The organism is Roseomonas sp. CECT 9278 (genome assembly GCF_918698155.1).
Classification (GTDB): Bacteria; Pseudomonadota; Alphaproteobacteria; order Acetobacterales; family Acetobacteraceae; genus Neoroseomonas.
On the sequence record NZ_CAKKLX010000062.1, the window covers coordinates 1 to 22,968 of the forward strand.

Annotated in this window: 22 protein-coding genes and 1 tRNA gene; 12 read left to right on the plus strand and 11 right to left on the minus strand. The window is 74.2% G+C overall.

Going from position 1 to position 22,968, the window contains the following annotated elements:
• From LQ222_RS23720 to LQ222_RS23730, 3 genes are all read right to left on the minus strand, one after another.
• On the minus strand, positions 1-1,009 hold a 1,009-nt coding region (locus LQ222_RS23720), incomplete at its 3' end, for an AsmA family protein (RefSeq protein WP_230169348.1).
• 10 nt (positions 1,010-1,019) lie between these two features.
• Positions 1,020-1,994, minus strand: a complete 975-nt coding sequence (locus LQ222_RS23725; protein ID WP_230169349.1) for an RluA family pseudouridine synthase — start codon at positions 1,992-1,994, stop codon at positions 1,020-1,022.
• Positions 1,995-2,065: 71 nt separating this feature from the next.
• Complete coding sequence (locus tag LQ222_RS23730) at positions 2,066-2,632, minus strand: hypothetical protein (RefSeq protein ID WP_230169350.1); 567 nt, start codon at positions 2,630-2,632, stop codon at positions 2,066-2,068.
• A 99-nt stretch (positions 2,633-2,731) separates the two neighbouring features.
• On the opposite strand from LQ222_RS23730, the gene LQ222_RS23735 reads away from it, so the two are divergent.
• Positions 2,732-3,841 carry a 4-oxalomesaconate tautomerase gene (locus tag LQ222_RS23735; RefSeq protein ID WP_230169351.1) on the plus strand — a complete coding sequence of 370 codons (1,110 nt, stop codon included), beginning with the start codon at positions 2,732-2,734 and terminating at the stop codon, positions 3,839-3,841.
• Here LQ222_RS23735 and LQ222_RS23740 read toward each other — a convergent pair.
• Both LQ222_RS23740 and LQ222_RS23745 read right to left on the minus strand, forming a co-directional pair.
• Entirely contained in the window at positions 3,831-4,199 is a 369-nt protein-coding gene (locus LQ222_RS23740) for a CrcB family protein (protein ID WP_230169352.1), read from the minus strand. The two genes, LQ222_RS23735 and LQ222_RS23740, sit on opposite strands and share 11 nt — an antisense overlap.
• Positions 4,199-5,563 carry a replication-associated recombination protein A gene (locus tag LQ222_RS23745; protein ID WP_230169353.1) on the minus strand — a complete coding sequence of 455 codons (1,365 nt, stop codon included), beginning with the start codon at positions 5,561-5,563 and terminating at the stop codon, positions 4,199-4,201. Before LQ222_RS23745 ends, LQ222_RS23740 begins: the two co-directional genes overlap by 1 nt.
• A 92-nt stretch (positions 5,564-5,655) precedes the next feature.
• Here LQ222_RS23745 and LQ222_RS23750 point away from each other — a divergent pair, with 92 nt between their 5' ends.
• From LQ222_RS23750 to LQ222_RS23775, 6 genes are all read left to right on the plus strand, one after another.
• Positions 5,656-6,228, plus strand: a complete 573-nt coding sequence (locus LQ222_RS23750; protein ID WP_230169354.1) for a YcxB family protein — start codon at positions 5,656-5,658, stop codon at positions 6,226-6,228.
• A 50-nt stretch (positions 6,229-6,278) separates the two neighbouring features.
• Positions 6,279-7,223 carry a tripartite tricarboxylate transporter substrate binding protein gene (locus LQ222_RS23755; RefSeq protein ID WP_230169355.1) on the plus strand — a complete coding sequence of 315 codons (945 nt, stop codon included), beginning with the start codon at positions 6,279-6,281 and terminating at the stop codon, positions 7,221-7,223.
• 65 nt (positions 7,224-7,288) lie between these two features.
• Positions 7,289-7,984: a CBS domain-containing protein gene (locus LQ222_RS23760; RefSeq protein ID WP_230169356.1), complete on the plus strand. Its 696-nt coding sequence runs from the start codon at positions 7,289-7,291 to the stop codon at positions 7,982-7,984.
• A 559-nt stretch (positions 7,985-8,543) separates the two neighbouring features.
• Positions 8,544-9,980 (plus strand): DEAD/DEAH box helicase, encoded by a 1,437-nt coding sequence (locus LQ222_RS23765; RefSeq protein WP_230169357.1) that lies wholly within the window; start codon positions 8,544-8,546, stop codon positions 9,978-9,980.
• 284 nt (positions 9,981-10,264) lie between these two features.
• Positions 10,265-10,945 (plus strand): hypothetical protein, encoded by a 681-nt coding sequence (locus LQ222_RS23770; protein WP_230169358.1) that lies wholly within the window; start codon positions 10,265-10,267, stop codon positions 10,943-10,945.
• Positions 10,942-11,583, plus strand: a complete 642-nt coding sequence (locus LQ222_RS23775) for an RES family NAD+ phosphorylase (protein ID WP_230169359.1) — start codon at positions 10,942-10,944, stop codon at positions 11,581-11,583. Before LQ222_RS23770 ends, LQ222_RS23775 begins: the two co-directional genes overlap by 4 nt.
• A 136-nt stretch (positions 11,584-11,719) precedes the next feature.
• Here LQ222_RS23775 and lipB read toward each other — a convergent pair whose 3' ends face one another.
• Complete coding sequence (gene lipB, locus LQ222_RS23780; RefSeq protein ID WP_230169360.1) at positions 11,720-12,385, minus strand: lipoyl(octanoyl) transferase LipB; 666 nt, start codon at positions 12,383-12,385, stop codon at positions 11,720-11,722.
• Between the two features lie 30 nt (positions 12,386-12,415).
• On the opposite strand from lipB, the gene LQ222_RS23785 reads away from it, so the two are divergent.
• A tRNA-Leu gene (locus LQ222_RS23785) sits at positions 12,416-12,501 on the plus strand.
• 51 nt (positions 12,502-12,552) lie between these two features.
• Here the strand turns inward: LQ222_RS23785 and LQ222_RS23790 are convergent.
• Complete coding sequence (locus LQ222_RS23790; RefSeq protein WP_230169361.1) at positions 12,553-13,764, minus strand: cation:proton antiporter; 1,212 nt, start codon at positions 13,762-13,764, stop codon at positions 12,553-12,555.
• A 196-nt stretch (positions 13,765-13,960) separates the two neighbouring features.
• Here LQ222_RS23790 and LQ222_RS23795 point away from each other — a divergent pair, with 196 nt between their 5' ends.
• Positions 13,961-16,234, plus strand: coding sequence for an NADP-dependent malic enzyme (locus tag LQ222_RS23795; RefSeq protein WP_230169362.1), 2,274 nt, complete (start codon positions 13,961-13,963; stop codon positions 16,232-16,234).
• Here the strand turns inward: LQ222_RS23795 and LQ222_RS23800 are convergent, their stop codons facing one another.
• Positions 16,235-17,329 carry a potassium channel family protein gene (locus LQ222_RS23800; RefSeq protein WP_230169363.1) on the minus strand — a complete coding sequence of 365 codons (1,095 nt, stop codon included), beginning with the start codon at positions 17,327-17,329 and terminating at the stop codon, positions 16,235-16,237.
• Positions 17,330-17,449: 120 nt separating this feature from the next.
• Positions 17,450-19,018 (minus strand): proline-rich domain-containing protein, encoded by a 1,569-nt coding sequence (locus LQ222_RS23805; protein ID WP_230169364.1) that lies wholly within the window; start codon positions 19,016-19,018, stop codon positions 17,450-17,452.
• Positions 19,019-19,151: 133 nt separating this feature from the next.
• Here LQ222_RS23805 and LQ222_RS23810 point away from each other — a divergent pair, with 133 nt between their 5' ends.
• From LQ222_RS23810 to LQ222_RS23820, 3 genes are all read left to right on the plus strand, one after another.
• Entirely contained in the window at positions 19,152-19,862 is a 711-nt protein-coding gene (locus LQ222_RS23810) for a VWA domain-containing protein (RefSeq protein WP_230169365.1), read from the plus strand.
• On the plus strand, positions 19,859-20,548 hold the full coding sequence (locus LQ222_RS23815) for a hypothetical protein (protein WP_230169366.1): 690 nt from the start codon (positions 19,859-19,861) through the stop codon (positions 20,546-20,548). The genes LQ222_RS23810 and LQ222_RS23815 overlap by 4 nt, the downstream gene beginning before the upstream one ends.
• Positions 20,549-20,726: 178 nt before the next feature.
• Positions 20,727-21,455, plus strand: a complete 729-nt coding sequence (locus LQ222_RS23820) for a YbaY family lipoprotein (RefSeq protein ID WP_230169367.1) — start codon at positions 20,727-20,729, stop codon at positions 21,453-21,455.
• A gap of 124 nt (positions 21,456-21,579) precedes the next feature.
• Here the strand turns inward: LQ222_RS23820 and LQ222_RS23825 are convergent, their stop codons facing one another.
• Both LQ222_RS23825 and LQ222_RS23830 read right to left on the minus strand, forming a co-directional pair.
• A complete protein-coding gene (locus LQ222_RS23825) occupies positions 21,580-22,062 on the minus strand; it encodes an RNA pyrophosphohydrolase (RefSeq protein ID WP_230169368.1) in 483 nt (160 codons plus the stop codon).
• Positions 22,059-22,850: a divergent polysaccharide deacetylase family protein gene (locus LQ222_RS23830; protein ID WP_230169369.1), complete on the minus strand. Its 792-nt coding sequence runs from the start codon at positions 22,848-22,850 to the stop codon at positions 22,059-22,061. The genes LQ222_RS23825 and LQ222_RS23830 overlap by 4 nt, the downstream gene beginning before the upstream one ends.
• Positions 22,851-22,968: the final 118 nt, after the last annotated feature.

The window sequence follows — 22,968 nt, forward strand, 5'->3', positions numbered from 1 at the left end:
GCGCCAGGCCGGCGCGGGTCGCCGCCAGGGTGATCTCGACCGGCCCGCCCGGCGCCGGCGCGCGCGCCGCGAGGCGCGTCACCACCAGCCCCGGCATGGCCGCGCCCAGGTCGAGCGGGCCGACGGTCACCGCCAGGTCGGACAGCGCCATGTCCGGCGCGAGGCGCGCGGCGGCTTCGAGCGGCGGCAAGGCGCCGGGCAGCGTGGCGCCGCGGGCCAGCGCCTCGGCCAGCGGGCGCAGCGCGGCGGGTTCCGGCACGATCGCGGCCAGCGCGACGGGTTCGCCCAGCCGCCCCTCGGCGGTGATGCGGTTGGCGCCCACCGCCAGCGCGGCGCGGAACGGCCAGGGCGTGTCGCCCGCGATCGGCAGCGCGCCGGTCTCGGCGGAAAGCCGCCCGGCCACGCCGTGCAGCGCGACGTCACCCGCGAAGGCGACCGGGCCGCCGCCGCCGAAGCCGGTCAGCCGCGCCTGCGTCACCGTGAGCGTGCCCAGGCGCGGGTCGGGCAGGGTGATGCGGCTGTCGGCCAGGGTGATCGCGGCGATCGCGACCGCGCGGCGTGGGGACGGCGCGCGGGCGGTGCCGGGCTCCGGCGCTGGCCCGTCCGGGCGCGGCGCGGCGCGGAAGACCCAGTTTGGTGCGCCATCCGCCGTGCGTTCCAGCAGGATGTCGGCGCCCTCGATGGCGATGGCGCGGATATCGACCGCGCCGCGCAGCAGCGGCAGCAGCGCGACCTGCACGTCCAGCCGGCGGATCGTCGCCATCTCGGGCCGGCTGCCGCCCGGCAGGTTCGCGAGCGTCGCGCCATCCACCGTGACCGCGGGCACCAGCCCCGGCCGCAGCGAGACCGCGCCGAGCGTCGCCATGCGCCCGGTGGCACCTTCGATCGCGGCGGCGATGCGCGGCGTCAGGCTGCCCGACCCGATCGCCGCGACCAGCGCATAGACGCCCCCGCCGGCCAGCAGCACCAGCACCGCCAGCGCCCCGCCTGCCCATTTCAGCCAGCGCATCGCCCGGCCCTCAGGCGCGCCGCCGGCAGGGTGGCGTGCGCGGCTTGTCGAAGCCCAGGAAGGTGAAGGTCTCCTTCATGTGCGGCGGCAGGGGGGCGGCCAGCTCCAGCGTGCCGCCATCGGGGTGCGGCAGGTGCAGCGCGCGGGCATGCAGGTGCAGCGTGCGGTCGCCGAAGCCATCGGGATGCGCGGCGGCGCCGCCATACTTGCCATCGCCCAGGATCGGGCAGTTCAACGCCGCGGCGCAGTGCACGCGCAACTGGTGGGTGCGGCCGGTCAGCGGCGTCAGTTCCAGCAGCGCGGCACGCTTCTGCGCGGAATCGACGGTGCGATACAGCGTGACGGCGCGCGTCGCTTCCCGCGCATCGGAGGGCACGGTGCGTTCGCCCTGGGCGCCGCCCTGCTTGATCAGCGCCATGTCGATCCGCCCTTCCAGCGGATGCGGGCGGCCGACCACGATGGCCCAGTAGGTCTTCTGCACGTCGCGCCCGCGGAAGGCGCGCGCCAGGGCGGCGGCGGCGGCCGGGGTGCGCGCCAGCAGCAGCACGCCGGTGGTGTCGCGGTCCAGCCGATGCACCAGGCGCGGGCGTTCGTCGCTGCCGAAGCGCAGCGCGTCGAGCAGGCCATCGACATGCTTGGCGATGCCCGGGCCGCCCTGCACCGGCAGGCCCTGCGGCTTGTCGATGGCGATCACGCTGTCGTCGCGGTAGATCACCAGGCGCTGCAGCGCGACCGCGTCATGCGGGTCGACCGGCTTGGGCTCGGCCTTGGGCGCCTGGCCCTCGGGCATCGGCGGGATGCGGACCTGCTGGCCGCCCAGCAGGCGGGTGTTCGATTCGACCCGCTTGCCATCGACGCGGATCTGCCCGGTGCGCAGCATTTTCTGCAGCGCGCCCTGCGTGAGCTGCGGGAAGTGGCGATGGAACCAGCGGTCGAGGCGGGTGTCGCGCTCGGATGCCCAGACGGTGCGTGTGGTGACGGCCATGGCCGCAGTCTAGCGCCGCGCGTCGCGCAGTGCCACGCGCGGCGACGTCAGGGGCCGTCCTCCGCCCGCCCTCAGTACCCTGGGCCGAAAAACAGGGTGCGCGCCCGTGCCATGTCCTCCTGCGCGCCGGGCAGCCCGGCCATGGCGCGGCGCGCGCCGCGCAGCAGCACGGCCTCCCAGCTGCGCGGATCGGCGGCGATCGCGGCACTGAGCGCGGCCAGCAACCCAGCCTCATCGCGACGCAGCGCGGCGGCGCGCGCGGCGCGCGAGATCTCGCCGCGCCACAGCCCGATCATGGCGCGCGTCATCAGCGCGTCGGGATGTGGCGTGAGGTCGAGCGATGCCTCGATGTCCTCCAGCGCCGAGTCCAGCACCGCGGGTGGCAGGCTTGCCTCGATGTCGCCCCGCGGCGACGCCGCGCTGCGCGCCAGCGCAACGTCCAGGCGCGCCGCAGCCCGGCGGCGCAGCGCCTCGGCGCGGGCGGTATCCGGCAGGGCCAGGCGCAGCGCCTCCGTGCAGGACCCGATGCGAGCCTCGGCGGTGCGGCGCTCGTCGGCGCAGGCGGCGAGCGCGGCCTGTGCGCGCGCCGGCAGCGCGGCGGTGGCGAGCAGCAGGGCAAGGATCACGACGGGCTTCATGGCGGCACCTCCGTGGCCGGCAGCATGGCCAGCGCGCGCGGCAGCGCTGTGCCGCGGGTCACGCCTTGCGGCGGGGCGCGCGGGTCGTATCCTACCGCCATGACCCGACAGACCGCCATCCCCTGCACCTTCATGCGCGGCGGCACCAGCCGCGGCCCGTACTTCCTGGCCGCCGACCTGCCGCCAACGCGCGAGGGCATCGCGCAGGTGCTGCTCGCCGCCATGGGATCGCCGGATGCGCGGCAGATCGACGGGCTGGGCGGGTCCACCACGCTGACCAGCAAGGTCTGCATCGTCTCCCCGGCCGCTCCGGGGGAGAAGCAGCAGGTCGACTACCTGTTCGCGCAGGTGTCGGTGGACAAGGCCTTCGTCGATTTCGGGCCGACCTGCGGGAACATGCTGTCGGGCATCGGTCCTTTCGCCATCGAGCGCGGCCTCGTGCCGGTGGAACACGGCGAGACCCGCGTGCGCATCCGCGCCGTCAACACCGGGGCATTGATCGAGGCGGTGGTGCAGACCCCGGGCGGTGAGGTGACCTATGACGGCGACACCGCCATCGCCGGCGTGCCCGGCACCGCCGCCCCGGTGGTGCTGAACTTCGCCGATGCGGTGGGCGGCGCCACGGGCCGGCTGATGCCGACCGGCAATGCGCAGGACGTGATCGAGGGCGTGGCCGTCACCTGCCTCGATGTCGCGATGCCGGTGGTGATCGCGCGTGCGGCGGACCTCGGCAAGACCGCGCGGGAATCCGCGAAGGAGCTCGACGCCGACCGCGACTTCATGGCGCGGATCGAGGCCATCCGCCGCGCCGCGGGGGCGGCCATGGGCATGGGCGACGTGGCGGGCAAGGTGATGCCGAAATTCGCCATGGTGGCGGAACCCGCGGGCGGGACGGGGATCGCCGCGCGCTACTTCACGCCGCTGGCCTGCCACGAGGCGATGGCGGTGACGGGTGGCATCTGCATCGCCACCGCCGCCATGCTGCCGGGCACGGTGGCGCATCCCCTCGCGCGCATCGGCCCGAACGAGCGCGAGACGGTGGTGCTGGAACACCCCACCGGGCAGATGGAGGCGGTGATCACGACGCGCCGCGCCGGCAACGATGCCGTCGAAGTTCTGGGCGGCGGCACGCTGCGCACCGCGCGCAAGATCATGGCCGGCGAGGTGTTCATCCCCGCCCGAATCTGGGACGGGCGCGCTACCGCCTGAACAGCCAGAACCCGACCAGGCAGGCCGCGAGCCCGAGCCCGACGCTGAGCGCGACATACAGCGCCGCCAGCGCGGGCGATCGGTCCCACAGGAAGGTCGCCTCCAGCGAAAAGGCCGAGAAGGTGGTGAAGCCGCCGAGGAAGCCGGGAATGAGCAGCGCGCGCGCGTGGCCGTCGATCCCGATCGCCGCCAGCGCGCCGATCGCCGCGCTGCCGATGATGTTCACCGCCAGCGTGCCCCAGGGAAAACCGGCACCGAACAGCGCCAAGCCGGCCAGCGACACGCCATAGCGCAGCACCGACCCCAGCGCGCCGCCGAGTGCGACCAGCAGCACGCCCTGCAGGCTCACCGCCGGCATCAGCCGCGCTTGCGCTGGCGGCGCAGCTGGTCCCAGCGCGCCATGCGTTCGCCGATGGCGGCTTCCGCGCCGCGGTCGGTCGGGCGGTAGAAGGCCTGGCGCTTCATGCCGTCCGGGAAGTAGTCCTGGCCGGAGAAGGCGTCCTCGGCGTCGTGGTCGTAGGCATAGCCGGCGCCGTAGCCGATCTCCTTCATCAGCTTCGTCGGCGCGTTCAGGATATGGGCGGGCGGCATCAGCGACCCCGTCTCGCGCGCCGCGGCCATCGCGGCCTTGAAGGCGGCATAGACGGCGTTGGATTTCGGCGCGGTGGCGAGGTGGACGACCAGTTGCGCCAAGGCCAGCTCGCCCTCGGGCGACCCCAGGTGTTCGTAGGTTTCCCACGCCGCGATCGCCAGCGGCAGGGCGCGCGGGTCGGCCATGCCGACATCCTCGGCGGCGAAGCGCGTCAGGCGGCGCGCGATGAAGCGTGGGTCCTCGCCGCCCGTGAGCATGCGCGCGAACCAGTACAGCGCGGCGTCCGGGTCGCTGCCGCGCATGGATTTGTGCAGCGCGGAGATGAGGTTGTAGTGCTCCTCCCGGTCCTTGTCGTAGAGCGCGGCGCGCTTGGCCAGCAGCGTGGACAGCGCGGCGATGTCGAGCGGCGTCGTGCGTTCCGGCAGCGCGAACAATTGCTCCGCCATGTTCAGCAGGTAGCGCCCGTCGCCATCGGCCATGGCGCGCAGCGTGCCGCGCGCCTCGGGCTGCAGCGGCAGGGGGCGCGCGGTCTCGGCCTCGGCGCGGTCCAGCAGCAGGTCCAGCGCGGCATCGTCCAGGCGCTTGAGCACCATCACCTGGCAGCGCGACAGCAGCGCGCCGTTCAGCGCGAAGGACGGGTTCTCGGTGGTGGCGCCGATCAGCGTCACGGTGCCGTCCTCGACCACCGGCAGGAAGCCGTCCTGCTGGGCGCGGTTGAAGCGGTGGATCTCGTCCACGAACAGCAGCGTGCCACCCTGCTTCCCGCGCGCCTGAGGCGCGACGCCGTTCGACTTGCGCGCGCGCGCCTCGTCGAAGGCGCGCTTGAGGTCCGCCACGCCCGAGAACACCGCTGACAGCGCCGTGAAGCGCAGCCCGGCGGCCTCGGCCAGCAGCCGCGCGATGGTGGTCTTGCCCACCCCGGGCGGGCCCCACAGGATCAACGAGGCGAGCGACCCGCGCGCGAGCATCCGCGCGATGGCGCCTTCGCCGCCGAGCAGGTGGTCCTGGCCGACCACCTCGGCCAGCACGCGCGGGCGCAGCCGGTCCGCCAGGGGGCGGGCGGCCTCGGCGGCCGGGGGCGCGGGGGCGTCGCCGAACAGGTCCGGTGCGGGGGCGGGATCTTGTGCCATGGCCCGATCTTGCGCCGCATCGGCGCGCCGATCCATCGCCGGCCGCGCGGGCGCCTTGTGCGCGGCGCGGCCGCAGGGCATCGATGGTGCCGATGGATGCCCCCCCGCCCGAGAGCGTGGTCCTCGACGTCGACGTGACCCTGCCCGACATCGAGGCCTTCAACCTGCATCTCGCCTTCAGCCCGCGGCTGCGCGCGCGCTGGCGGCGGCAGCTGGTCGCCATCTACGGGCTGCTGCTGGCGCTGTGCGTGGTGCTGAACCTGCTGAGCTTCGGCTGGGGCGCGTTCGACTGGACGGTGCATCTGCTGGTGCCGGTCGCCTCGGTTGCCGTGGTGGCGCTGCTGCTGACGCCGGCCGCCTATGCACTGCACCGCTGGAATGTCCGGCGCGTGGTGCGCGCCATGGTCGGGCAGCCGGCACGCGAGGCGGCGCTCGGGCGCAAGCGCATCGAGGCGACCGCGCGGGGCATCGCGCTGGGCGGAGCCCATAGCCAGAGCTTCTATGGCTGGGCGGCCGTCACGGGGCTGCAGGAGACGCCGGATCTCCTGCTGGTGATGCTGGGCGAGACGCTCGCCATCGTCATCCCGCGCCGCGGCATCGCGGCCGCCCAGGTCGACGCGCTGCGCGCGATGGTGCGCGCTCACATGCCCGCACCCGCGGCGTGACACGCGACGGTCACTTGACGCGCGGGCGCGCCGGCGTCACGCCGCGGGGCATGTTCCGCCGCACCCTCCTCGCCCTGCCGCTCGCCACCCCCGCGCTCGCGCAGGACCGCCCGACCCGCCTGGTCATCGCCTTCCCGCCCGGCGGGTCCACCGACATCCTCGGCCGCCTCATCGCCCCGCGCATGACCGAGCTGCTCGGCGCCACCGTCACGCCGGAGAACCGCTCCGGCGCCTCGGGCGCGGTCGGCGCGGGCCATGTCGCGCAATCCGCGCCGGACGGCACCACGCTGCTGCTCGATTCCGGCGGGCAGTCGGTGAACCCCTTCCTGCTGCGCGGCCTGTCCTTCGACTATGTGCGGGACCTCGCACCGGTGACGCTGCTGGCCACGCTGCCGCTGGTGCTGGTGGTGCGCGCCGAATTCCCCGCCACCACGCTGCCCGAACTGCTCGCGGCGCTGCGCGCCGACCCCGCGCAGGCGCGCTACGGGTCGGTCGGCATCGGCGCGCGCGTCCACCTGGCCATGGCGCAACTGCTGAAGCGCGCCGGCCTGCGCGGCGAGCACATTCCCTATCGCGGCGGCGCCGACCAGATCGCCGGGCTGCTGCGCGGGGATACGCCGATGGGCTTCACCTCCCCCGCGCTCGCCACGCCGCTGGTGCGCGACGGGCGGCTGCGCGCCGTCGCGGTGTCTTCCGCCGCGCGCTTCCCGGCGCTGCCGGAGGTGCCGACGGTGGCCGAACAGGGCTTCGATGGCTTCGCGATCGGCGATTGGCTCGGGATGCTGGCGCCGGCCGCCACACCGGCGCCGACCATCGCGCGCATCGCCGCCGCCGCGGCGGATGCGGTGAACCAGCCGGCGCTGCGCCCGCGCCTCGATGCGCTGGGCCTGCAGCCGGCGGCCGAGGGCCCCGCCGCCTTCGCCCGCTTCCTGGCGGCCGAGCGCGCCCAGTTCGAAGCCCTGATCCGCGAGGAAGGCATCCGGCTGGAATCTTGAGGCGCGTCAAGGCGCCGCCACCCCGCCGCGCACATCCTGCCCCGGTCGCACCAAGGAGGAACTCCATGCGCGCCCGGGACATCATGACCACCGAGCTCGTCACCGTACCGCCCGACATGCCGACCGACGCGCTCGCCACGCTGATGGCCGACCGCCACGTCTCCGGCGCGCCCGTGGTGGATGCCGATGGCCGCCTGGTCGGCCTGGTCACCGATGGCGACCTGATGCGCCGCCTGTCTGCACGCGAGGACAAGCCGGCCTCGTTCCTCGCGGCGCTGCTGGGGGCCAATGCCGCGCAGGCCACCAGCTACGCGCGCGCCCATGGCCGGCGCGTGCGCGACCTCATGAGCACCGACCTCGCGACCGTGACCGAGGAGGCGACGGTCGAGGAAGTGGCCCATATCCTGGAGACGCGCCGCATCCGCCGCGTGCCGGTGGTGCGCGACGGCGTGCTGGTCGGCGTGGTCTCGCGCGCCGACCTGCTGCGCGCGGTGATGGCGCCGGTGGGCTGCGGCGCCGAGGCCGAGGCATCGGACCCGCGCATCCGCCGCGCCATCTACGCCGCCATGGCCGAGCAGCCCTGGATCAGCACGCGCTTCGTGTTTCCGATGGTGCAGGACGGCGTGGTGAGCTTCCACGGCTTCCTGGGGTCGCAGGAGGCGTTGCGCGCCCTGCGCGTGTTGGCCGAGGGCGTGGTCGGGGTGCGCGAGGTCCGCTTCGAGACCACCCCGCCGCCGCGGATGATGCTGGGCGTGCCGTAGGACGGGTGCCGATCGGGCCGGGATGCGCGCGGATGCCAGGAGGTGTGGCGAGCCAAGGCGCTCGTGTCCTGAACCCGACGTCCTTCGGCCTTCGTCATCAGGCTGCTCGGCCTGGGTTTCAGGGTTCCGCTGTTCGCTTCCGGTCGTCGGCAGAACCGACGGTCTTCGGGGCACGACGCTCGGGACCCTTCGGGCCTGCCGGGACCGGCCCGCCCGCGCCCAGGATACACCAGCTCTGCTGGCCGGCCGGTGTCCATGCCGGCGGGTGCCACGGCGCGCCAGCACGACATGCCGGCCCGCGGCCGCCGCTCGCTGCCCGCGATTCCGCTTGCTTTTCGCACCTGCGAAGGGGCATAAGGTCGCCCATCGCGCGGAGACCTCCGCGCGCCACGCGCCGCCCGGCCGCGTGATCGGTCCCCGCCGCTTCCCTTCGCAGAAGGCGTGAAGCGCGGTGCGGGCCCGGGCCGGGGATGGCGCGCCACCCATCGGACCACCCCAATCCCGCGGGGTTTTCTGACTGCAGCGACGTGCACCGCACGCGCCTGACAGGGATTGAATCGTGACCACGACGTTCGAGGCGCTGAGCCTCGACCCCCGCATCCTCCAGGCCCTGGCCGAGGAAGGCTACACCAACCCCACCCCCATCCAGGCCCAGGCCATCCCGTCGGTGCTGGCGGGGCGCGACCTGCTCGGCATCGCACAGACCGGCACCGGCAAGACCGCGGCCTTCGGCCTGCCGATCCTGCACCGCCTGGCTGCCACCCCGGGCCGCCCGCCGCGCGGCGGCTGCCGCGTGCTGATCCTGTCGCCGACGCGCGAATTGGCCTCGCAGATCGCCGACAGCATCCGCACCTATGGCCGCCACCTTGGCCTGACCGTCGCGGTCATCTTCGGCGGCGTGGGCTTCGGCCCGCAGCGCACCGCGCTGGCGCGCGGCGTCGATATCCTGGTGGCGACGCCCGGCCGCCTGCAGGACCTGCTCGACCAGAACGCCGGCCGCCTGGACCACGTGAACACGCTGGTGCTGGATGAAGCCGACCAGATGCTCGACAAGGGCTTCCTGCCGGCCATCCGCCGCCTGGTGAAGGCCATCCCGGCCGAGCGCCAGACGCTGTTCTTCAGCGCCACCATGCCCACCGAGATCAACCGCCTGGCCGCCGAGATGCTGCGCAACCCCGAGCGCGTGTCGGTCGCCCCCGTGGCCACCACCGCCGAGAAGGTGGCCCAGCGCGTCATCCACGTCCCGGCCTCGGGCAAGCGGCGCGTGCTGGCCGAGATCATCCGCGGCGAGGGTGTCGGCCGCACGCTGGTGTTCAGCCGCACCAAGCACGGTGCCGACCGCATCGTGAAGCACCTGGACATGGACGGCATCGCCGCCAGCGCCATCCATGGCAATAAGGCGCAGAACGCGCGCGAGCGTGCGCTGGCCGCCTTCCGCGACGGCTCCGCCCCGGTGCTGGTCGCGACCGACATCGCGGCCCGCGGCATCGACGTGGATGGCGTGACGCACGTCATCCAGTTCGACCTGCCGGAAGTGCCCGAGACCTACGTGCACCGCATCGGCCGCACCGCCCGCGCGGGGGCTTCGGGCGAAGCGGTCGCGCTGTGCAGCCACGAGGACCGCGACAAGCTGCGCGCGATCGAGAAGCTGATCCGCCAGACCATCCCGGCCGAAACCCGCCCGGGTGCGACGGCCGAGGAGATCGCCGCCCAGCCGAAGGAAGCCCCGCGCCCGCCGCGCCAGCAGCAGCACCGCAAGCCGCAGCGCCAGGCGCAGCAGCCGCGCCAGCCGCAGCACCGCCCGGCCGGGCATGGAGTGGCGGCGGAACCCAAGCGCGACGCGCAACCCGCCCGCCCGCATGCGGGCGAGGCCGCGCGCCGCCGCCCGTCCAGCACCGGCAGCCAGGCGGAAGCGCCGCGGCGGGATAGGTCGTGGCGGGAAGGGGATTTTCGCGATGGGTCGTCGGCGCCGGCGTTTTTGAAGCGCGGGCGGTAGGGCAGACCCCGACCAGATGGAATCACCTGGTCCGGTATGGATGCTCGCAAGAACAATGGTCTAGAGCCGTTGTCCTGAGCCAAGGCGAACGGAAGCGGCTCTGGAGCCATTGCAGCGAGCCAGAGCGCGCGGAAATGGCGCCAGGGTCGTTTGCCCGACCAGGTGAACCGACCTGGCCGGGGGTCGGACCGGGGACAGCCCCCGTCCACTGCCCGTTGTCCGGCTGGGCTCCCAGTCCACTTGACGAACTTGACGAAATGCCCTGCCGGGACGATAGTCCCGGCATGACCACCGCCACGCTTCCCACCGCCGCATCGCGCCGCCCGCAGCGCCGGGCGCCGCAGGTCTCCGTGCCGCGCGGCCTGTCGCCCGACGAAGCCGAGCGCGCCCTGTCCGCCATCGCGCGCGGCGCCGACGCCATGCTGCGCAGCGGCCAGGCGGTGACGCTCGCCCTCAGGCCCGCCGGGGCCGGCAGCACCGCCCGCTTCGTCATTGTCCCGCAGCGGGACACGGCGGAGCGTGAAACGCCCGCCCGCGCGGGGCGCGCATCGCCCACCCCCGGCACCGACCTCGCCCGCGCCTATGCCCGCGGCGCCGCCGCGGCGGCCGGGATCCTCGCCGCACCCGACATGCTCTCCTCCGACGCGATGGCGGAACGCCTCGGCATGACGCGCGAGGCCGTGCATCAGAAGCGCCGCCGCGGCGAGCTCCTTGGCCTCGAAGGGGCGAAGCGCGGCGTGCGCTTCCCGGCCTGGCAGATCGGCCCCGACGGCCGCCCGCCCGCGGCCCTGCCGGCGCTGCTGGCGGCGCTCGGCGAACCCTGGGCCGCCTTCCGCTTCCTGCGCGCCACGCACCCCGAACTGGGCAGCCACAGCGGCATCGCCGCGCTGCACGACCCGCGCCTGGCCGACCAGGCCCTGGCCCTCGCGCGGCGTGGCGCCACCTTCGGCCCCGCCGGCGCGTGACCGACCGGCGGGCGCGCGCCCGTCCGCCCCGCGCCGCCGCCACGCTGCGCCTGGCCACCACCACCCTGCCGGCCGGCACGCGGCGCTTCCGCTTCGTCCGCCGCGCCCACCCCGATGCGCTCGGCACCGGCCCCGGACCGTCCCGCTTTTCCGACCCCGCGGCCGATCGCGGCAGGGCGGCGCGCTGGCGGCCGATCTACCTCGGCGCGACCTTCAGCCTGTGCCTGCAGGAAACCCTGCTGCGCGACCGCGCCAACGCCGCGCCCGGCCCCTTCCTGGTCGCGCAGGCCGAACTGGCCCTGTGGGACTGCGCCGAGATCGAAGTGACCCGCCCGCTGCGCCTGGTGGATCTGCGCGGCGCCGCCCTGGCGCGGTCCCGCGTGCCGACCGACGTGGTCGGTGCGGCAAGCCACGCGCTGTCGCGCGCCTGGGCGACGGCCTTCTGGCGGCATCCGGCGCGGCATGCGGGGGTGGCGTTTCCGTCGCGGTTCGGGACCGGGGAGAATCTGGCGCTGTTCGAGGCGCGGGTGGCGGGCGCGCTGCGGGTGGTGCAGCGGCGCGGGGTGCTGGCGTGCGAGGCGGAGCTGGGGGCGGCGTGCGAGGCGTTGGACCTCGGGATCATCGGGGCGGCGCGCTAGGAGAAGGCCGGGGGAAGGGAACTTCCCCCGGACCCCCATCCCTTTTTTGGTTGATTGTGCTGGTCCCCCGGGCGCCTGCACCAACGGCCAAAAAAAGGAAGGGGTTTCAGGGGGAGTCGGCTCCCCCTGACCTTCTTCACCCGCCCCCGAACACCTCTCCCCAAGCCCCCCGCAGCGCCGCGTCCGCTTCCGCCATCGTCGCCACCACCCCCTGCGCCGCGATGCTCGTCACCCCGTGCTCCGCGACCCCGCACGGCACGATCCCGCCGAAGTGGGACAGTTCCGGCTCCACGTTCAGCGCCACCCCGTGCCAGGTCACCCAGCGTGTCACCCGCACGCCGATCGCCGCGATCTTGTCCTCGCCCCCGCTGCGGTTGGGCACCCACAGCCCCACGCGCCCCGCCCGCCGTTCCGCCCGGATGTTGAAGCGATCCAGCGCGCGGATCAGCCATTCCTCGAGGCCATGCACATACGCCCGCACATCCCGCGCCGGCACCGACCCGTGCCGCTGCTGCAGGTCCAGCATCACGTATCCCGTGCGCTGCCCCGGCCCGTGATAGGTCCACTGCCCGCCGCGCCCCGCGTTGAACACCGGGAAGCGGGCATCGTGCAGGTCCTCGGGCCGGGCCGAGGTGCCGGCCGTGTAGGTGGGGTCGTGTTCGACCAGCCAGACCCGTTCACGCCCGGTGCCCGCGCGGATGGCGCCGACATGCGCCTCCATCGCCGCCAGCGCGGCCTGGTAAGGGATGCGGCCCTCGGAGATGATCCACTCCGGGTCCTCGGTTGATGCCAGCGCGTCCATGGGTTATACGCCGCGCCCTCTACCCGGTTTGCGGTCGTGGCGGAATGGTAGACGCGCCAGCTTGAGGTGCTGGTAGGGGAAACCCTGTGGAAGTTCGAATCTTCTCGACCGCACCAGTCTCCTGATCCCCCGGCGTATTCTGGCGGCGGCGTCGCCGGCTGCCGGCCTCAGCCGGCGGGCGCGTCCTTGATCCGCCGCACCGCCCGCTCGGTCAGGATCGGGCCCAGCACCGATGTCGCCACCACCAGCACCAGCACCGTGTTCAGCATCGCCTGGTCCAGCAGGCGTTCGCCCGCGGCATTGACCGCATCGTAGCCGACCAGCGCGGCGGCCAGGGTGGCAGCCACCTGCGGCATGGTCAGCGAGGCCATCAGCAGTCGGTCGTCCCCGCCCATGCGCCAGGCGCGCCCGGCGATCTCGGCCGCCGCCCATTTGGACGCGACCAACCCGCCCACCACCGCGACCACCATCGGCAGCCCCTGCACCAGCGTGCGGCCCAGCACCACCAGGTCGACCAGGTAGCCGGTCACCACGAAGAAGGCCGGGATGAACAGCGCGCGGCCGACGAATTCCAGGCGGTGGCGCGCCTCGGTGCCGACCGTCGCTCGGTTCACCGCAAGGCCCGCAAGGAAGGCGCCGATGATGCCTTCCAGGTCGATCGCCTCGGCCAGCGTCGCGGCGATGCACACGACCATCAGCAGCACGATGAAGCGTGCTTCCTCGTTGCTGCCCAGGCGCCGTTCGATCGCCCGCGCGGGGATCGGCAGCACGAACACCATCAGCGCCGCGAAGGCCACCAGCTCCGCCACCTGGCGCGCGAGCGCCGCCGGGTCGAAGCCGCTGCGATGCGCCGACAGGCACGCCGCCAGCACCAGCAGGGAGAGCATGTCGGTCAGCACCGTCGCCCCCGCCGTGACCGTGACGGACGGCCGGTTGGTCAGCCCTGCCGCGCTCACGATCGGGAAGGCGATCAGCGTGTGGGAGGCGAGCAGCGAGCCGATCAGCAGCGCCGAGACCATCGAATAGCCGAACACGATGCCGACCGCGGTGCCGGCCGCCATGGGCAGCGCGAAGGTCAGCAGCCCGAAGCCTGCGGCGCGGTTGCGGTGCTGGTTGAACTGCCGCATGTCGATTTCGAGCCCGACGAAGAACATCAGCAGCAGCTTGCCGAGGTTGGCGAAGAAGTCCGCCACCTGCGCATGGTGCGGCGCGATGCCGAGCAGATGCGGCCCGGCGATCACGCCCACCATGATGTAGCCGACGCAGTCCGGCACCCGCGCGCGCCGCGCCAGGAAGGGCGCGATCGCCACCATCATCAGCAGCAGCGCGAAGCGCCCCAGCGACGGGATCGATTCCGCGAGTTCAGGAATGCCGAGCATGCGCGCTGCCGGGGCTGGCGTCGCCGCGCCAAGGGCGGGCAGGGGCGGTGTGCTGCCTCGCGGGCATTGCGGCGACCTGTGCGGTGCGTTCGGGTCCGATCGGACCGGTCTAGCGTCGGGGCCCGCCGCCAGCAAGCTGCGGTGCGGCCTGACGCGGCGCGCCGCAACGGCTATCGTGCCCGCGGAGGTGACCGACATGGACGAGGACTTCAGGCGCGCGGCGCTCGACTACCACCGGCTCCCGCGCCCCGGGAAGCTGGCGATCGAACCCACCAAGCGCATGGCGACGCAGCGCGACCTCGGCCTTGCCTATTCGCCCGGCGTCGCCGCCGCCTGCGAGGCGATCGCCGCCGACCCGGCCACCGCCTATGACTATACCGCGCGCGGCAACATGGTGGCGGTCATCACCAACGGCACGGCGGTGCTGGGCTTGGGCGCGATCGGCGCGCTGGCCTCCAAGCCCGTGATGGAGGGCAAGGCCGTCCTGTTCAAGAAGTTCGCCGGCATCGATTCCATCGACATCGAGGTCGAGGAACGCGACCCGGCGAAGTTCATCGAGGTTGTCGCCGCCCTCGAACCCTCCTTCGGCGCCATCAACCTCGAGGATATCAAGGCGCCCGAATGCTTCGTGATCGAGGCCGCGCTGCGCGCGCGCATGAAGATCCCGGTCTTCCACGACGACCAGCACGGCACCGCCATCATCGTCGCCGCCGCCGTGCGCAACGGGCTGCTGCTGCAGGGCAAGCGGCTGGAGGATGTGAAGCTGGTGAACACCGGCGGCGGCGCGGCGGCGCTGGCGTGTCTCGACCTGCTGGTGTCGATGGGGCTGAAGCGCGAGAACGTCACGATCTGCGACATCGGCGGCGTGATCCATACGGGGCGCAACGACCTCGACCCCTATCGCGCCCGCTACGCGCAAGCCACCGCGGCGCGCACGCTGGAAGACGTGCTGCCGGGCGCGGACATCTTCCTCGGCCTGTCGGCGCCGCGGGTGCTGCGGCCCGAATGGCTGAAGCTGCTGGCGCCGAAGCCGCTGGTGCTGGCGCTGGCCAACCCCGAGCCCGAGATCCTGCCTGAGGCGGTGCGCGCCGCGCGGCCGGACGCCATCGTCGCGACCGGCCGCACGGACTATCCCAACCAGGTCAACAACGTCCTGTGCTTCCCCTTCATCTTCCGCGGCGCGCTCGACTGCGGCGCCACCACCATCAACGAGGAGATGAAGATCGCCGCCGCCGATGCCATCGCGGCGTTGGCGCGCGTGGAGGCCAGCGAGGTGGTCGCGGCGGCCTATGGCGGCATCGCCCCGGTGTTCGGGCCGGACTACATCATCCCCAAGCCCTTCGACCCGCGGCTGATCCTGGAGATCGCGCCGGCGGTCGCCAGGGCGGCGATGGACAGCGGCGTGGCGGCGCGCCCGATCGCCGATTTCGCAGCCTATCGCCGCGACCTCGAACGCAACGTCTTCCGCTCGGGCAACCTGATGCGCCCGGTCTTCGAAGCGGCGCGCAAGAACCCCCGGCGCGTGGTCTACGCGGAAGGCGAGGACGAGCGCACGCTGCGCGCCGTGCAGTCCGTGGTGGATGAAGGCATCGCCGAGCCCATCCTGGTCGGCCGCCGCGCGGTGATCGAGGCGAAGGTCGCGGCGCTCGGCCTGCGCATGCACCTGGGCGACAGCGTCCGCGTGGTGGACCCCGCGGCCGAGGATGCCCTGTTCGCGCCGCTGACCGAATTGTATCGCCGCAAGGTCGGCCGTCGCGGCACGCCGCCCGAAGCCGCCGAGCGCCGCGTCGCCACCGACCCCGCCGTCGCCGCGTCCCTGCTGCTGGAGGCCGGGCACGCGGATGCGGCGATCTGCGGCGGCACCGGGGACTGGATGGGCCAATGGGCGCATGTGCTCGACATCATCGGCAAGCGCGACGATGTGGGGCGGGTCTATGCGCTGTCGGGCGTGGTGACGCGGGCGGGCGAACACCTGTTCGTGGTGGACACCCACCTGTGCGTCGAACCCTCGGCCGACCAGATCGCCGAGATGACGCTGCTGGCGGCCGAGCAGGTGCGCGCCTTCGGCCTCACGCCCAAGGTGGCGTTGCTGTCGCATTCGTCCTTCGGGGCGTCGCATGCGCCATCGGCGCGCCGGATGCGCGAGGCGCTGGCGCTGATCCGCATGCATGGCGGCACGCTGGAGGTGGATGGCGAGATGCACGCCGACGCCGCGCTGATCCCCGCGATCCGTGCGCGGTCGGTGCCCGACAGCACGCTGGAGGGCGCGGCGAACCTGCTGGTGATGCCGGGTATCGACGCCGCCAACATCGCCTTCAACCTGGTCAAGGCGGCGACCGACGGGTTGCAGCTGGGGCCGCTGCTGCTCGGGATGAACAAGCCGATCCACGTGCTGGTGCCGTCGGTGACGGCGCGCGGCATCCTCAACGTAACGGCGCTGGCGGTGGCGCAGGCGAACGCGCAGGCCTGATCAGCCGCGCGCCAGCAGCCCGGCGAGGTCCTGCGCGCCGGCCTTCTGTTCCTCGCGCAGGATGACATAGACGGCGGCGGCCTCGATCGCCTGGCCGCCGGCGGGGTTCAGCACCACCTCGCCGCCCGGCGGGCGATAGGCGATGGCGGTGCCGAGCCCCTTCTCCAGCAGCAGCCCCGCCACGCCAGCCCAGGGTCCGCGATAGGGTGCGGGCAGGTCGAGGCGGAACAGCTCGTTGCCCTCGGAGGAGAACAGGTCCTCCAGCAGGCGTTCGGCGCCGGGCGCGACCAGCGCGCGGGCCAGCATCTCGGGATAGCTGCGCAGCGGGCGCACCGCGGCGGCCGCGCCGGCGGCGATCAGCCGCGCCCGGTTGCGGTCGTCCACGCATTCCGTGACGACCACCGGCGCCGCACCCGCCGCCATGGCGCGCACCCGCGCGACCACGTCGGCCGAGATCGCATCGCTCACCGCGTCGTCCTCGCGTTCGGCCAGCACGATCACCGCGGCGGCGGCCTGCGCATCGGCCATGCCGAGCGCGTCGTGGTCGGTCGGCGCGCCGTTCACATGCACCAGGTCGTCGTCGCAGAGCACCTGCGGCAGGCCCCCGGCATTGGCCGCGAAGGCGCGCGTCAGCAGCAGCACCGGCGCGTCGCGATAGCCCGGCGACCCGCGCAGCTGGCGCACCAGGGCGTGGAAGAAGCGCGCCGCGTCGCCGCCCGGCGTGCCGATCACCAGCACATGCCCTTCCATGTTCCACCTCCAGGCTCCGGCGCGCCTGCGCGCGCGTACCTCCTCGCGCCAGTCGAACCAGTCGGACGCGACCTTCGCCACGACGAACACGCCGCCCAGCAGCAGCAGCAGGACGGTGGCGAAGCGCCCTGCCCCGGTCTTCGGCGTGATGTCGCCGTAGCCGACGGTGGTCAGCGTGACGACCGCCAGCCACAGGCTGTCCTGTGGCGGCATGTCCTCGAAGGCGGCCATGGCGACGGCGAAGATCGCCACCATCGCCGCCAGCCACAGCACCGGCCGGCGCAGCCGCGGCCGGCCGTGCCGCCAGCGTCGCCGGCGCCAGACCAGCCGGAAGGCGGTCAGCACGGCGCGGCCCGCCCGTGCATCACGCCGGCGGCCGCGCGGCCACCGGCAGGGCCCCGGTGTCGCACGCGGCCGCCGCAGCGGGACTGCGCGCGGTTGCGTCCGGCGCCGCGGCCTGGCGCATCACTGCGCCGTGGCGGTGATCCCGAACAGGCGCTGCGCGTCGGCCGGGCTCGGCGGGGCACCCTGCATGTCGGCCATGCCGAGCGGCCGCGGGGGATTCGCGCGGATCTCGATGGTGCGCGCCTGGCCGCGGATGAAGCGCTGCACCGCGTCGCGGATCGGGTCGAGCGCGGCCGCGCCCGGCTGCGACATCGCGCCGCCCGCCAAGGCGGCGAACTGTTCGCGCAGCTGCGGCTCCGGCGTGCGGGATTCGCGCGCCTGGGCCGCGATGAAGCGCTGGAACAGCGACGCATCGGCATAGCGCAGGCCCATCGAGATCAGCCGCGTGGCCGCGAAGTCGGCGGCCTGCATCCTCTCCTGCGTGAGGCCGTCGAGCGCGAAGGCGATCGACAGCGTGCCGGCCTCGCGCACCGCGAGCGACAGGTCGGTCACCTCGACCCGTCCGGAGCCGCCCTCATAGGTGGTGGCGGAGGTGATGTCGGCGTCGATCGCCTGGTAGCCGAAGCGCGTCAGCCAGGCGGCGATCATCGGCGTCGTCTCCACGCGGATGCCGCGGAAGGCGAGGGTGCCGGTGCCGGACCCGTCGGGCTTGGTGACGTCGGCGGCGATCCGCATCTCGGTCATCCGCCCGACCGGGCGGCCGCCACCGGCCAGTTCCAGCCCGTCGAGCTCGAGCGCCGAGCGCCCCACCAGCGTGCTCGGGCGTTCCTGGCGGATCACCGCGCCGAGCAGCGAGGCGATGTCCACGCCGTTGAACGCGACGCGCGCCACGCGCACCGCATCGACCATCCCGCCACCCTCGATGCGCGAGATGTCGAGGCCCTGCAGCGCAAAGCGCGAGGGCTGGCCGGCCACCCAGTTCTCGAACGACGCCATCGCGAGGCGCACGGTCGCCTGGCCGCTGCTCTCGACCCCTTCGAGGCGCAGCGATTCGAGCCGCACCTGCTCGGGCCGCGGCGGCGCGCCGGACCCGTCGCGCGGCACGGTCAGGCCGGCCACGCGCACCATGGCGACGCGCATCTGGTTGCCGTCCTCGGTGGTGGCAAAGCCGCGGATCACCGCCTCGGCGACACCATCGGCGCGCAGGCCGTTGAGCGTGACCTCCTCGGCCGTGGCGCGCTTGTTGCGCTGTTCCAGCACCACGCCGGTCAGGCGCACCTGCTCGCCGGAGGCGTCCAGCGCCTGGGCATTGGCATAGGACAGCCGCACATCGGCGCCGAGCAGGCTGCGCAGGCGCGTCACGGCCGCGGGTTCGTTGGGCGGGATGACCTGCGGCGCCGCCTGGGCACGGGCGGGCGGCGGCGCCTGCGCCGCGGGCGGCGGGGCGAAGAAGGGCGGATGCAGCGGCGCCGGCTGGCCCTGCGGCGGCGTGGCGCGGGGCGCCGGCTGGACCTGCTGCGGCGCGCCGAGCGGCGCCGGCTTGGCGGTCGGCAGCGCCTGCTGGGGCGCCCCCTGCGGTCCGGGCTTGGGCTGCGCCAGCGCGACGCCGGAGACGCCAAGCGCCGCCACGGTCGCGAGCATCACCGCGCGCATCGTGCCCGTGGCGCCCATCCTGCCTGCTGCGTGCATCCGGCGTGTCCTCCTGTTGCGGCGACGCAGTAAAGCCTGCGCGGCGGTTCCGCACCAGCGTTCGCGCGGCGGGCCTTGGCGCGGCGTGTGAGCGGTTTCACATGACAGGACGAATGCGCGACGATCGGACCCCATGACCCGCCCGCCCACCCGCCCCGGACCGACGCCCGAGGTCGCAGCCTTCCTCGACCGGGTGGCGCGGCTGCCGGCCGCGCGCCCGGCCAGCGGCCGGCCCGGGCGGCTGATCTTCACGGTGGACGCCACGGCATCGCGCCAGCCGGCCTGGGACCGCGCCTGCGCGCTGACCGGGGAGATGTTCCTGGCCACCCGCGACCTGGGCGGGCTGGCGGTGTCGCTGGCCTATTGGCGCGGCTTCATGGAATTCGCCGCGACCCCCTTCCTGACCGATGGCGCCGAGCTGGCGCGGCGGATGTCCACCGTGACGTGCCTCGGTGGGCAGACGCAGATCCTGCGCGCGCTGCGGCACGCCCTGGCGGAATCGCGCCAGGAGAAGGTCGGCGCGCTGGTGCTGGTGGGCGACGCGGTCGAGGAGGATGTCGACGCGATCTGCCATGCGGCCGGCGAGCTCGGCCTGTTCGGCACGCCGGTCTTCTGCTTCCACGAGGGCGCCGACCCGGTCGCGGCGAACGCCTTCCGCCAGGTGGCGAAGGTCTCGGGCGGCGCCTATGCGCCCTTCGATTCGGCCGCGGCGGGCGCGCTGCGGGACCTGCTGCGGGCGGTCGCGGTGTTTGCCGCCGGCGGGCGGGCGGCGCTGGCCGCCTTGCCGGGCGCGACGGCGGCGCGCATCGCGGGGCAATTGCCCGCGCCGGGGGGGCGGCGATGAGCACGTTCGCGCTCGGCGCGCTGGCGCTGCTGCTGCTGATCGTGGCGCTGCGCGGCTTCGCCACGGCGTCGGTCGCGACGGTCAAGACGACGGTGGCCTGGATCGCCGGCGGGCTCGGCCTGGTGCTGGTGGCGGCGCTGGTGGTCAGCGGGCGCGCCTTCCAGGCGATCTGGTCGCTGCTGTTCTTCGCGCCGCTGCTGGTGCAGGCGTTGCGGTCCTGGCGCTCGGCGCGGACCTTCTCGCGCGGCGGGCAGGCCAGCCCGGGCCAGGAGAGCCGGGTCGAGACCGCGACGCTGGCGATGGTGCTGCACCACGACAGCGGGCGCATGACGGGCACGGTGAAGCGCGGGCGGTTTGCCGGTTCGGACCTCGCGGCGCTGGACCTGCCGATGCTGCGCGCGCTGCTGGCCGATTGCGCCGCCGAGGACCCCGAGAGCGTGCCGCTGCTGGAAGCCTGGCTGGACCGCGCGCAGCCCGATTGGCGCGACGGCGCGCCGCCGGTCCAGGACGGCCCGCTGACCCGGGCCGAGGCGCTGGCCGTGCTGGGCCTGGCGGAGGGCGCCACCGAGGCCGAGATCCGCGCCGCGCATCGCCGGCTGATGCGGACCGCGCATCCGGATCACGGCGGCAGCGCGTGGCTGGCGGCACGGCTGAATGCGGCGCGGGACCTGCTGGTCGGGGCCTGAGCGCACCGCGCCTCCCGTCGCATGGCCGCGGGTGGCGCCACGCCACCATGGCCCAGGCGACGCGCATCGGCTGCGGACCGGCGCGATGCGCAGCATGCATGAGCGGACGGTCGCGGCTGCATCGGCGGCCGGTGCCGCGTGCCGCAATCGCGCCGCGGCGCGCTGGCAGCCTGGCGCGATGAACACCACCCGCCGCGCGACGCTCGCGCTCGCCCTCATGGCCCCGCAGGCCGCCCGCGCGCAGGACGGCACCATCACCGGCACCGCCACCTATCGCGAACGCATCGCGCTGCCGCCCGGCGCGGTGCTCGAGGTCGAATTGCGCGACACCTCCCGCGCCGACGCGCCGGCACCGCGGCTCGCCGGCACGCGGGTCGAGGCGACCGGCCAGGTGCCGATCCGCTTCACGCTGCGCTTCGACCCCGCGCGCATCGACCCGCGCGGGAGCTACACCCTCGTTGCGCGTTTGTCGGTGGACGGACAGCTGCGCTTCCGCGGCGACACCGCGCATCCGGTGCTGACGCACGGCGCCGGGACCACGGCGGAGATCCTGCTGGTCGGCGCCGCGCCATCGAGCCTGGCCGGCGCGCCCTGGGTGGTGCGCGAGATCGGCGGGTGGCGGGCGCCCGCCGCGCCGCGTGCCGACATCACCTTCGATGGCCAGGGCCGCGCCCATGGCAGCGGCGGCTGCAACCGATTCAACGCGGGCTATGTGCTGGACGGCGCGGCGCTGCGCTTCGGCCCGGCGGCACAGACCAACATGGCCTGCGAGCCGCCGGCGATGGCGCTGGAAGCACGCTTCCACGCCGCGCTGGCGACGGTGCGCGCCTGGCGGATCGAGGGCGCCGAGCTGCTGCTGCTGGATGGTGCCGGCGCCGCGGCGATCCGCCTCGCGCGCCACGGCTGACGGCGCGGCGCGGCGCACCCGGCTGGCGGCGGGCCGCATCGCGCGGTGGCCGCGGGCAATTGCCGGCAGCACGGCGCGGCCACCACGAAAGCCGCGCGCATGCCCGGCGCCGCCGCGCGCCGCATCACGCCGCGAAGCGCGCGAATTCCACCGCCAGGTCCTGGTAGATCGCGCGCTTGAAGGCCACCGCCATCGACGGCAGCTCCGCCAGCCGCGCCCAGCGCCAGGCATCGAATTCCGGATGCGGGTCGAGGTCGAGCCGGATCTCCGCATCCACGCCGGTGAAGCGCAGCGCGAACCATTTCTGGCGCTGCCCGCGATACCTCCCGCCAAGCGCGCGGCCGAGCAGTTCCGGCGGCAGGTCATAGGTCAGCCAGCGCGGGTGTTCGGCCAGCAGGGTCGCCTTGGCGGTGCCGACCTCCTCCTCCAGCTCGCGGAACACCGCCACGGCGGGGTCCTCGTTCTCATCGATGCCGCCCTGGGGCAATTGCCAGCCGCCGGGCGCGCCCTCGGCATTCGGCAGGTCGGCGCGGCGCGCCACCAGCACCAGGCCGGCGGCGTTGAACAGCACGGCGCCGACATTGGCGCGATAGGGCAGGGCGGTCATTGGGGGCTCGCGGGACGCGCGGCGGTGGTGTCGCCGGGGGGTGATTCCGGCCGGCGGATCAGCGCCGAGACGGGGGCCAGGACGAAGCCGCGCTGGTCCAGCCCCACTGCCCAGGCGGCGATGCCCTCGACCAGCACGGGCGTGGGTGCGCCGGCGAGGCCGAGCGCGGTGCCGCGGTCGCGCGCGACCTGTTCGAGCTCCGCCAGCCGGCGATCGATCTCGTGGCGCGTGCGCGCCGGTTCGTCGAGCACGACATCGACGCCGCGGCCCCAGGCGCGCGCCGGCGCGGGCGCGCCCGGACGTGGGTCGACATACAGCAGGCCGCGGCGGAACAGCGCCTCCTGCACGGCGCCGATCGCCTCGGGCAGGGCGGCGAAGCGTTCGCCGCGCATCCCCGCCACCACGCCGATGGCGCCGACATAGCCCTGGAAGCGCGCCAGCGACCAGTCGAGCTGGTCGAGGTTCTCGGCGATCGGCCGGCCGGTCAGCAGGGCACGCTCACCGGGGTCGTTGAGCGGATAGCCGGTGGGTTCGAGGGGCAGCGAGACCAGCGTCTCCATGCCGCGTTCGCGCGCGCGCTCCGCCGCCTGGCCCGGCCGCAGGGCATAGGGCGAGACGGCCAGCGCGACGCCGGGCGGCAGGCGGCGGATGGCATCGTCGGTGGCGCTGGCGGACAGGCCGATATCGGCGACCACGATGGCGATGCGCGGGCGGGTGTCGCTGCGGTCGAAGGCGCGGCCATAGGCGCGGATGGGCGTGCGCCCGTCGGCGCCGATGCGCGGCAGCATGCCGTGGCGGCCGGCTTCCTGCAGCGCCGGGTCGGGCGGCGCGATGGGCCGCGGCGCGGCGCGCGGGGCGGCGGCGGGGGCGAGCGGCGGCGCCGTCTCTTATACCCACCTGACGCGG

What these genes read in the sequence shown, in the direction of transcription:
- LQ222_RS23725 (WP_230169349.1), bottom strand. Translation starts at nt 1,994, where the DNA reads ATGGCCGTCACCACACGCACCGTCTGGGCATCCGAGCGCGACACCCGC.
- LQ222_RS23730 (WP_230169350.1), bottom strand. Translation starts at nt 2,632, where the DNA reads ATGAAGCCCGTCGTGATCCTTGCCCTGCTGCTCGCCACCGCCGCGCTG.
- LQ222_RS23735 (WP_230169351.1), top strand. Translation starts at nt 2,732, where the DNA reads ATGACCCGACAGACCGCCATCCCCTGCACCTTCATGCGCGGCGGCACC.
- LQ222_RS23740 (WP_230169352.1), bottom strand. Translation starts at nt 4,199, where the DNA reads ATGCCGGCGGTGAGCCTGCAGGGCGTGCTGCTGGTCGCACTCGGCGGC.
- LQ222_RS23745 (WP_230169353.1), bottom strand. Translation starts at nt 5,563, where the DNA reads ATGGCACAAGATCCCGCCCCCGCACCGGACCTGTTCGGCGACGCCCCC.
- LQ222_RS23750 (WP_230169354.1), top strand. Translation starts at nt 5,656, where the DNA reads ATGGATGCCCCCCCGCCCGAGAGCGTGGTCCTCGACGTCGACGTGACC.
- LQ222_RS23755 (WP_230169355.1), top strand. Translation starts at nt 6,279, where the DNA reads ATGTTCCGCCGCACCCTCCTCGCCCTGCCGCTCGCCACCCCCGCGCTC.
- LQ222_RS23760 (WP_230169356.1), top strand. Translation starts at nt 7,289, where the DNA reads ATGCGCGCCCGGGACATCATGACCACCGAGCTCGTCACCGTACCGCCC.
- LQ222_RS23770 (WP_230169358.1), top strand. Translation starts at nt 10,265, where the DNA reads ATGACCACCGCCACGCTTCCCACCGCCGCATCGCGCCGCCCGCAGCGC.
- lipB (WP_230169360.1), bottom strand. Translation starts at nt 12,385, where the DNA reads ATGGACGCGCTGGCATCAACCGAGGACCCGGAGTGGATCATCTCCGAG.
- LQ222_RS23790 (WP_230169361.1), bottom strand. Translation starts at nt 13,764, where the DNA reads ATGCTCGGCATTCCTGAACTCGCGGAATCGATCCCGTCGCTGGGGCGC.
- LQ222_RS23795 (WP_230169362.1), top strand. Translation starts at nt 13,961, where the DNA reads ATGGACGAGGACTTCAGGCGCGCGGCGCTCGACTACCACCGGCTCCCG.
- LQ222_RS23805 (WP_230169364.1), bottom strand. Translation starts at nt 19,018, where the DNA reads ATGCACGCAGCAGGCAGGATGGGCGCCACGGGCACGATGCGCGCGGTG.
- LQ222_RS23810 (WP_230169365.1), top strand. Translation starts at nt 19,152, where the DNA reads ATGACCCGCCCGCCCACCCGCCCCGGACCGACGCCCGAGGTCGCAGCC.
- LQ222_RS23815 (WP_230169366.1), top strand. Translation starts at nt 19,859, where the DNA reads ATGAGCACGTTCGCGCTCGGCGCGCTGGCGCTGCTGCTGCTGATCGTG.
- LQ222_RS23820 (WP_230169367.1), top strand. Translation starts at nt 20,727, where the DNA reads ATGAACACCACCCGCCGCGCGACGCTCGCGCTCGCCCTCATGGCCCCG.
- LQ222_RS23825 (WP_230169368.1), bottom strand. Translation starts at nt 22,062, where the DNA reads ATGACCGCCCTGCCCTATCGCGCCAATGTCGGCGCCGTGCTGTTCAAC.
- LQ222_RS23830 (WP_230169369.1), bottom strand. Translation starts at nt 22,850, where the DNA reads ATGCTGCCGCGCATCGGCGCCGACGGGCGCACGCCCATCCGCGCCTAT.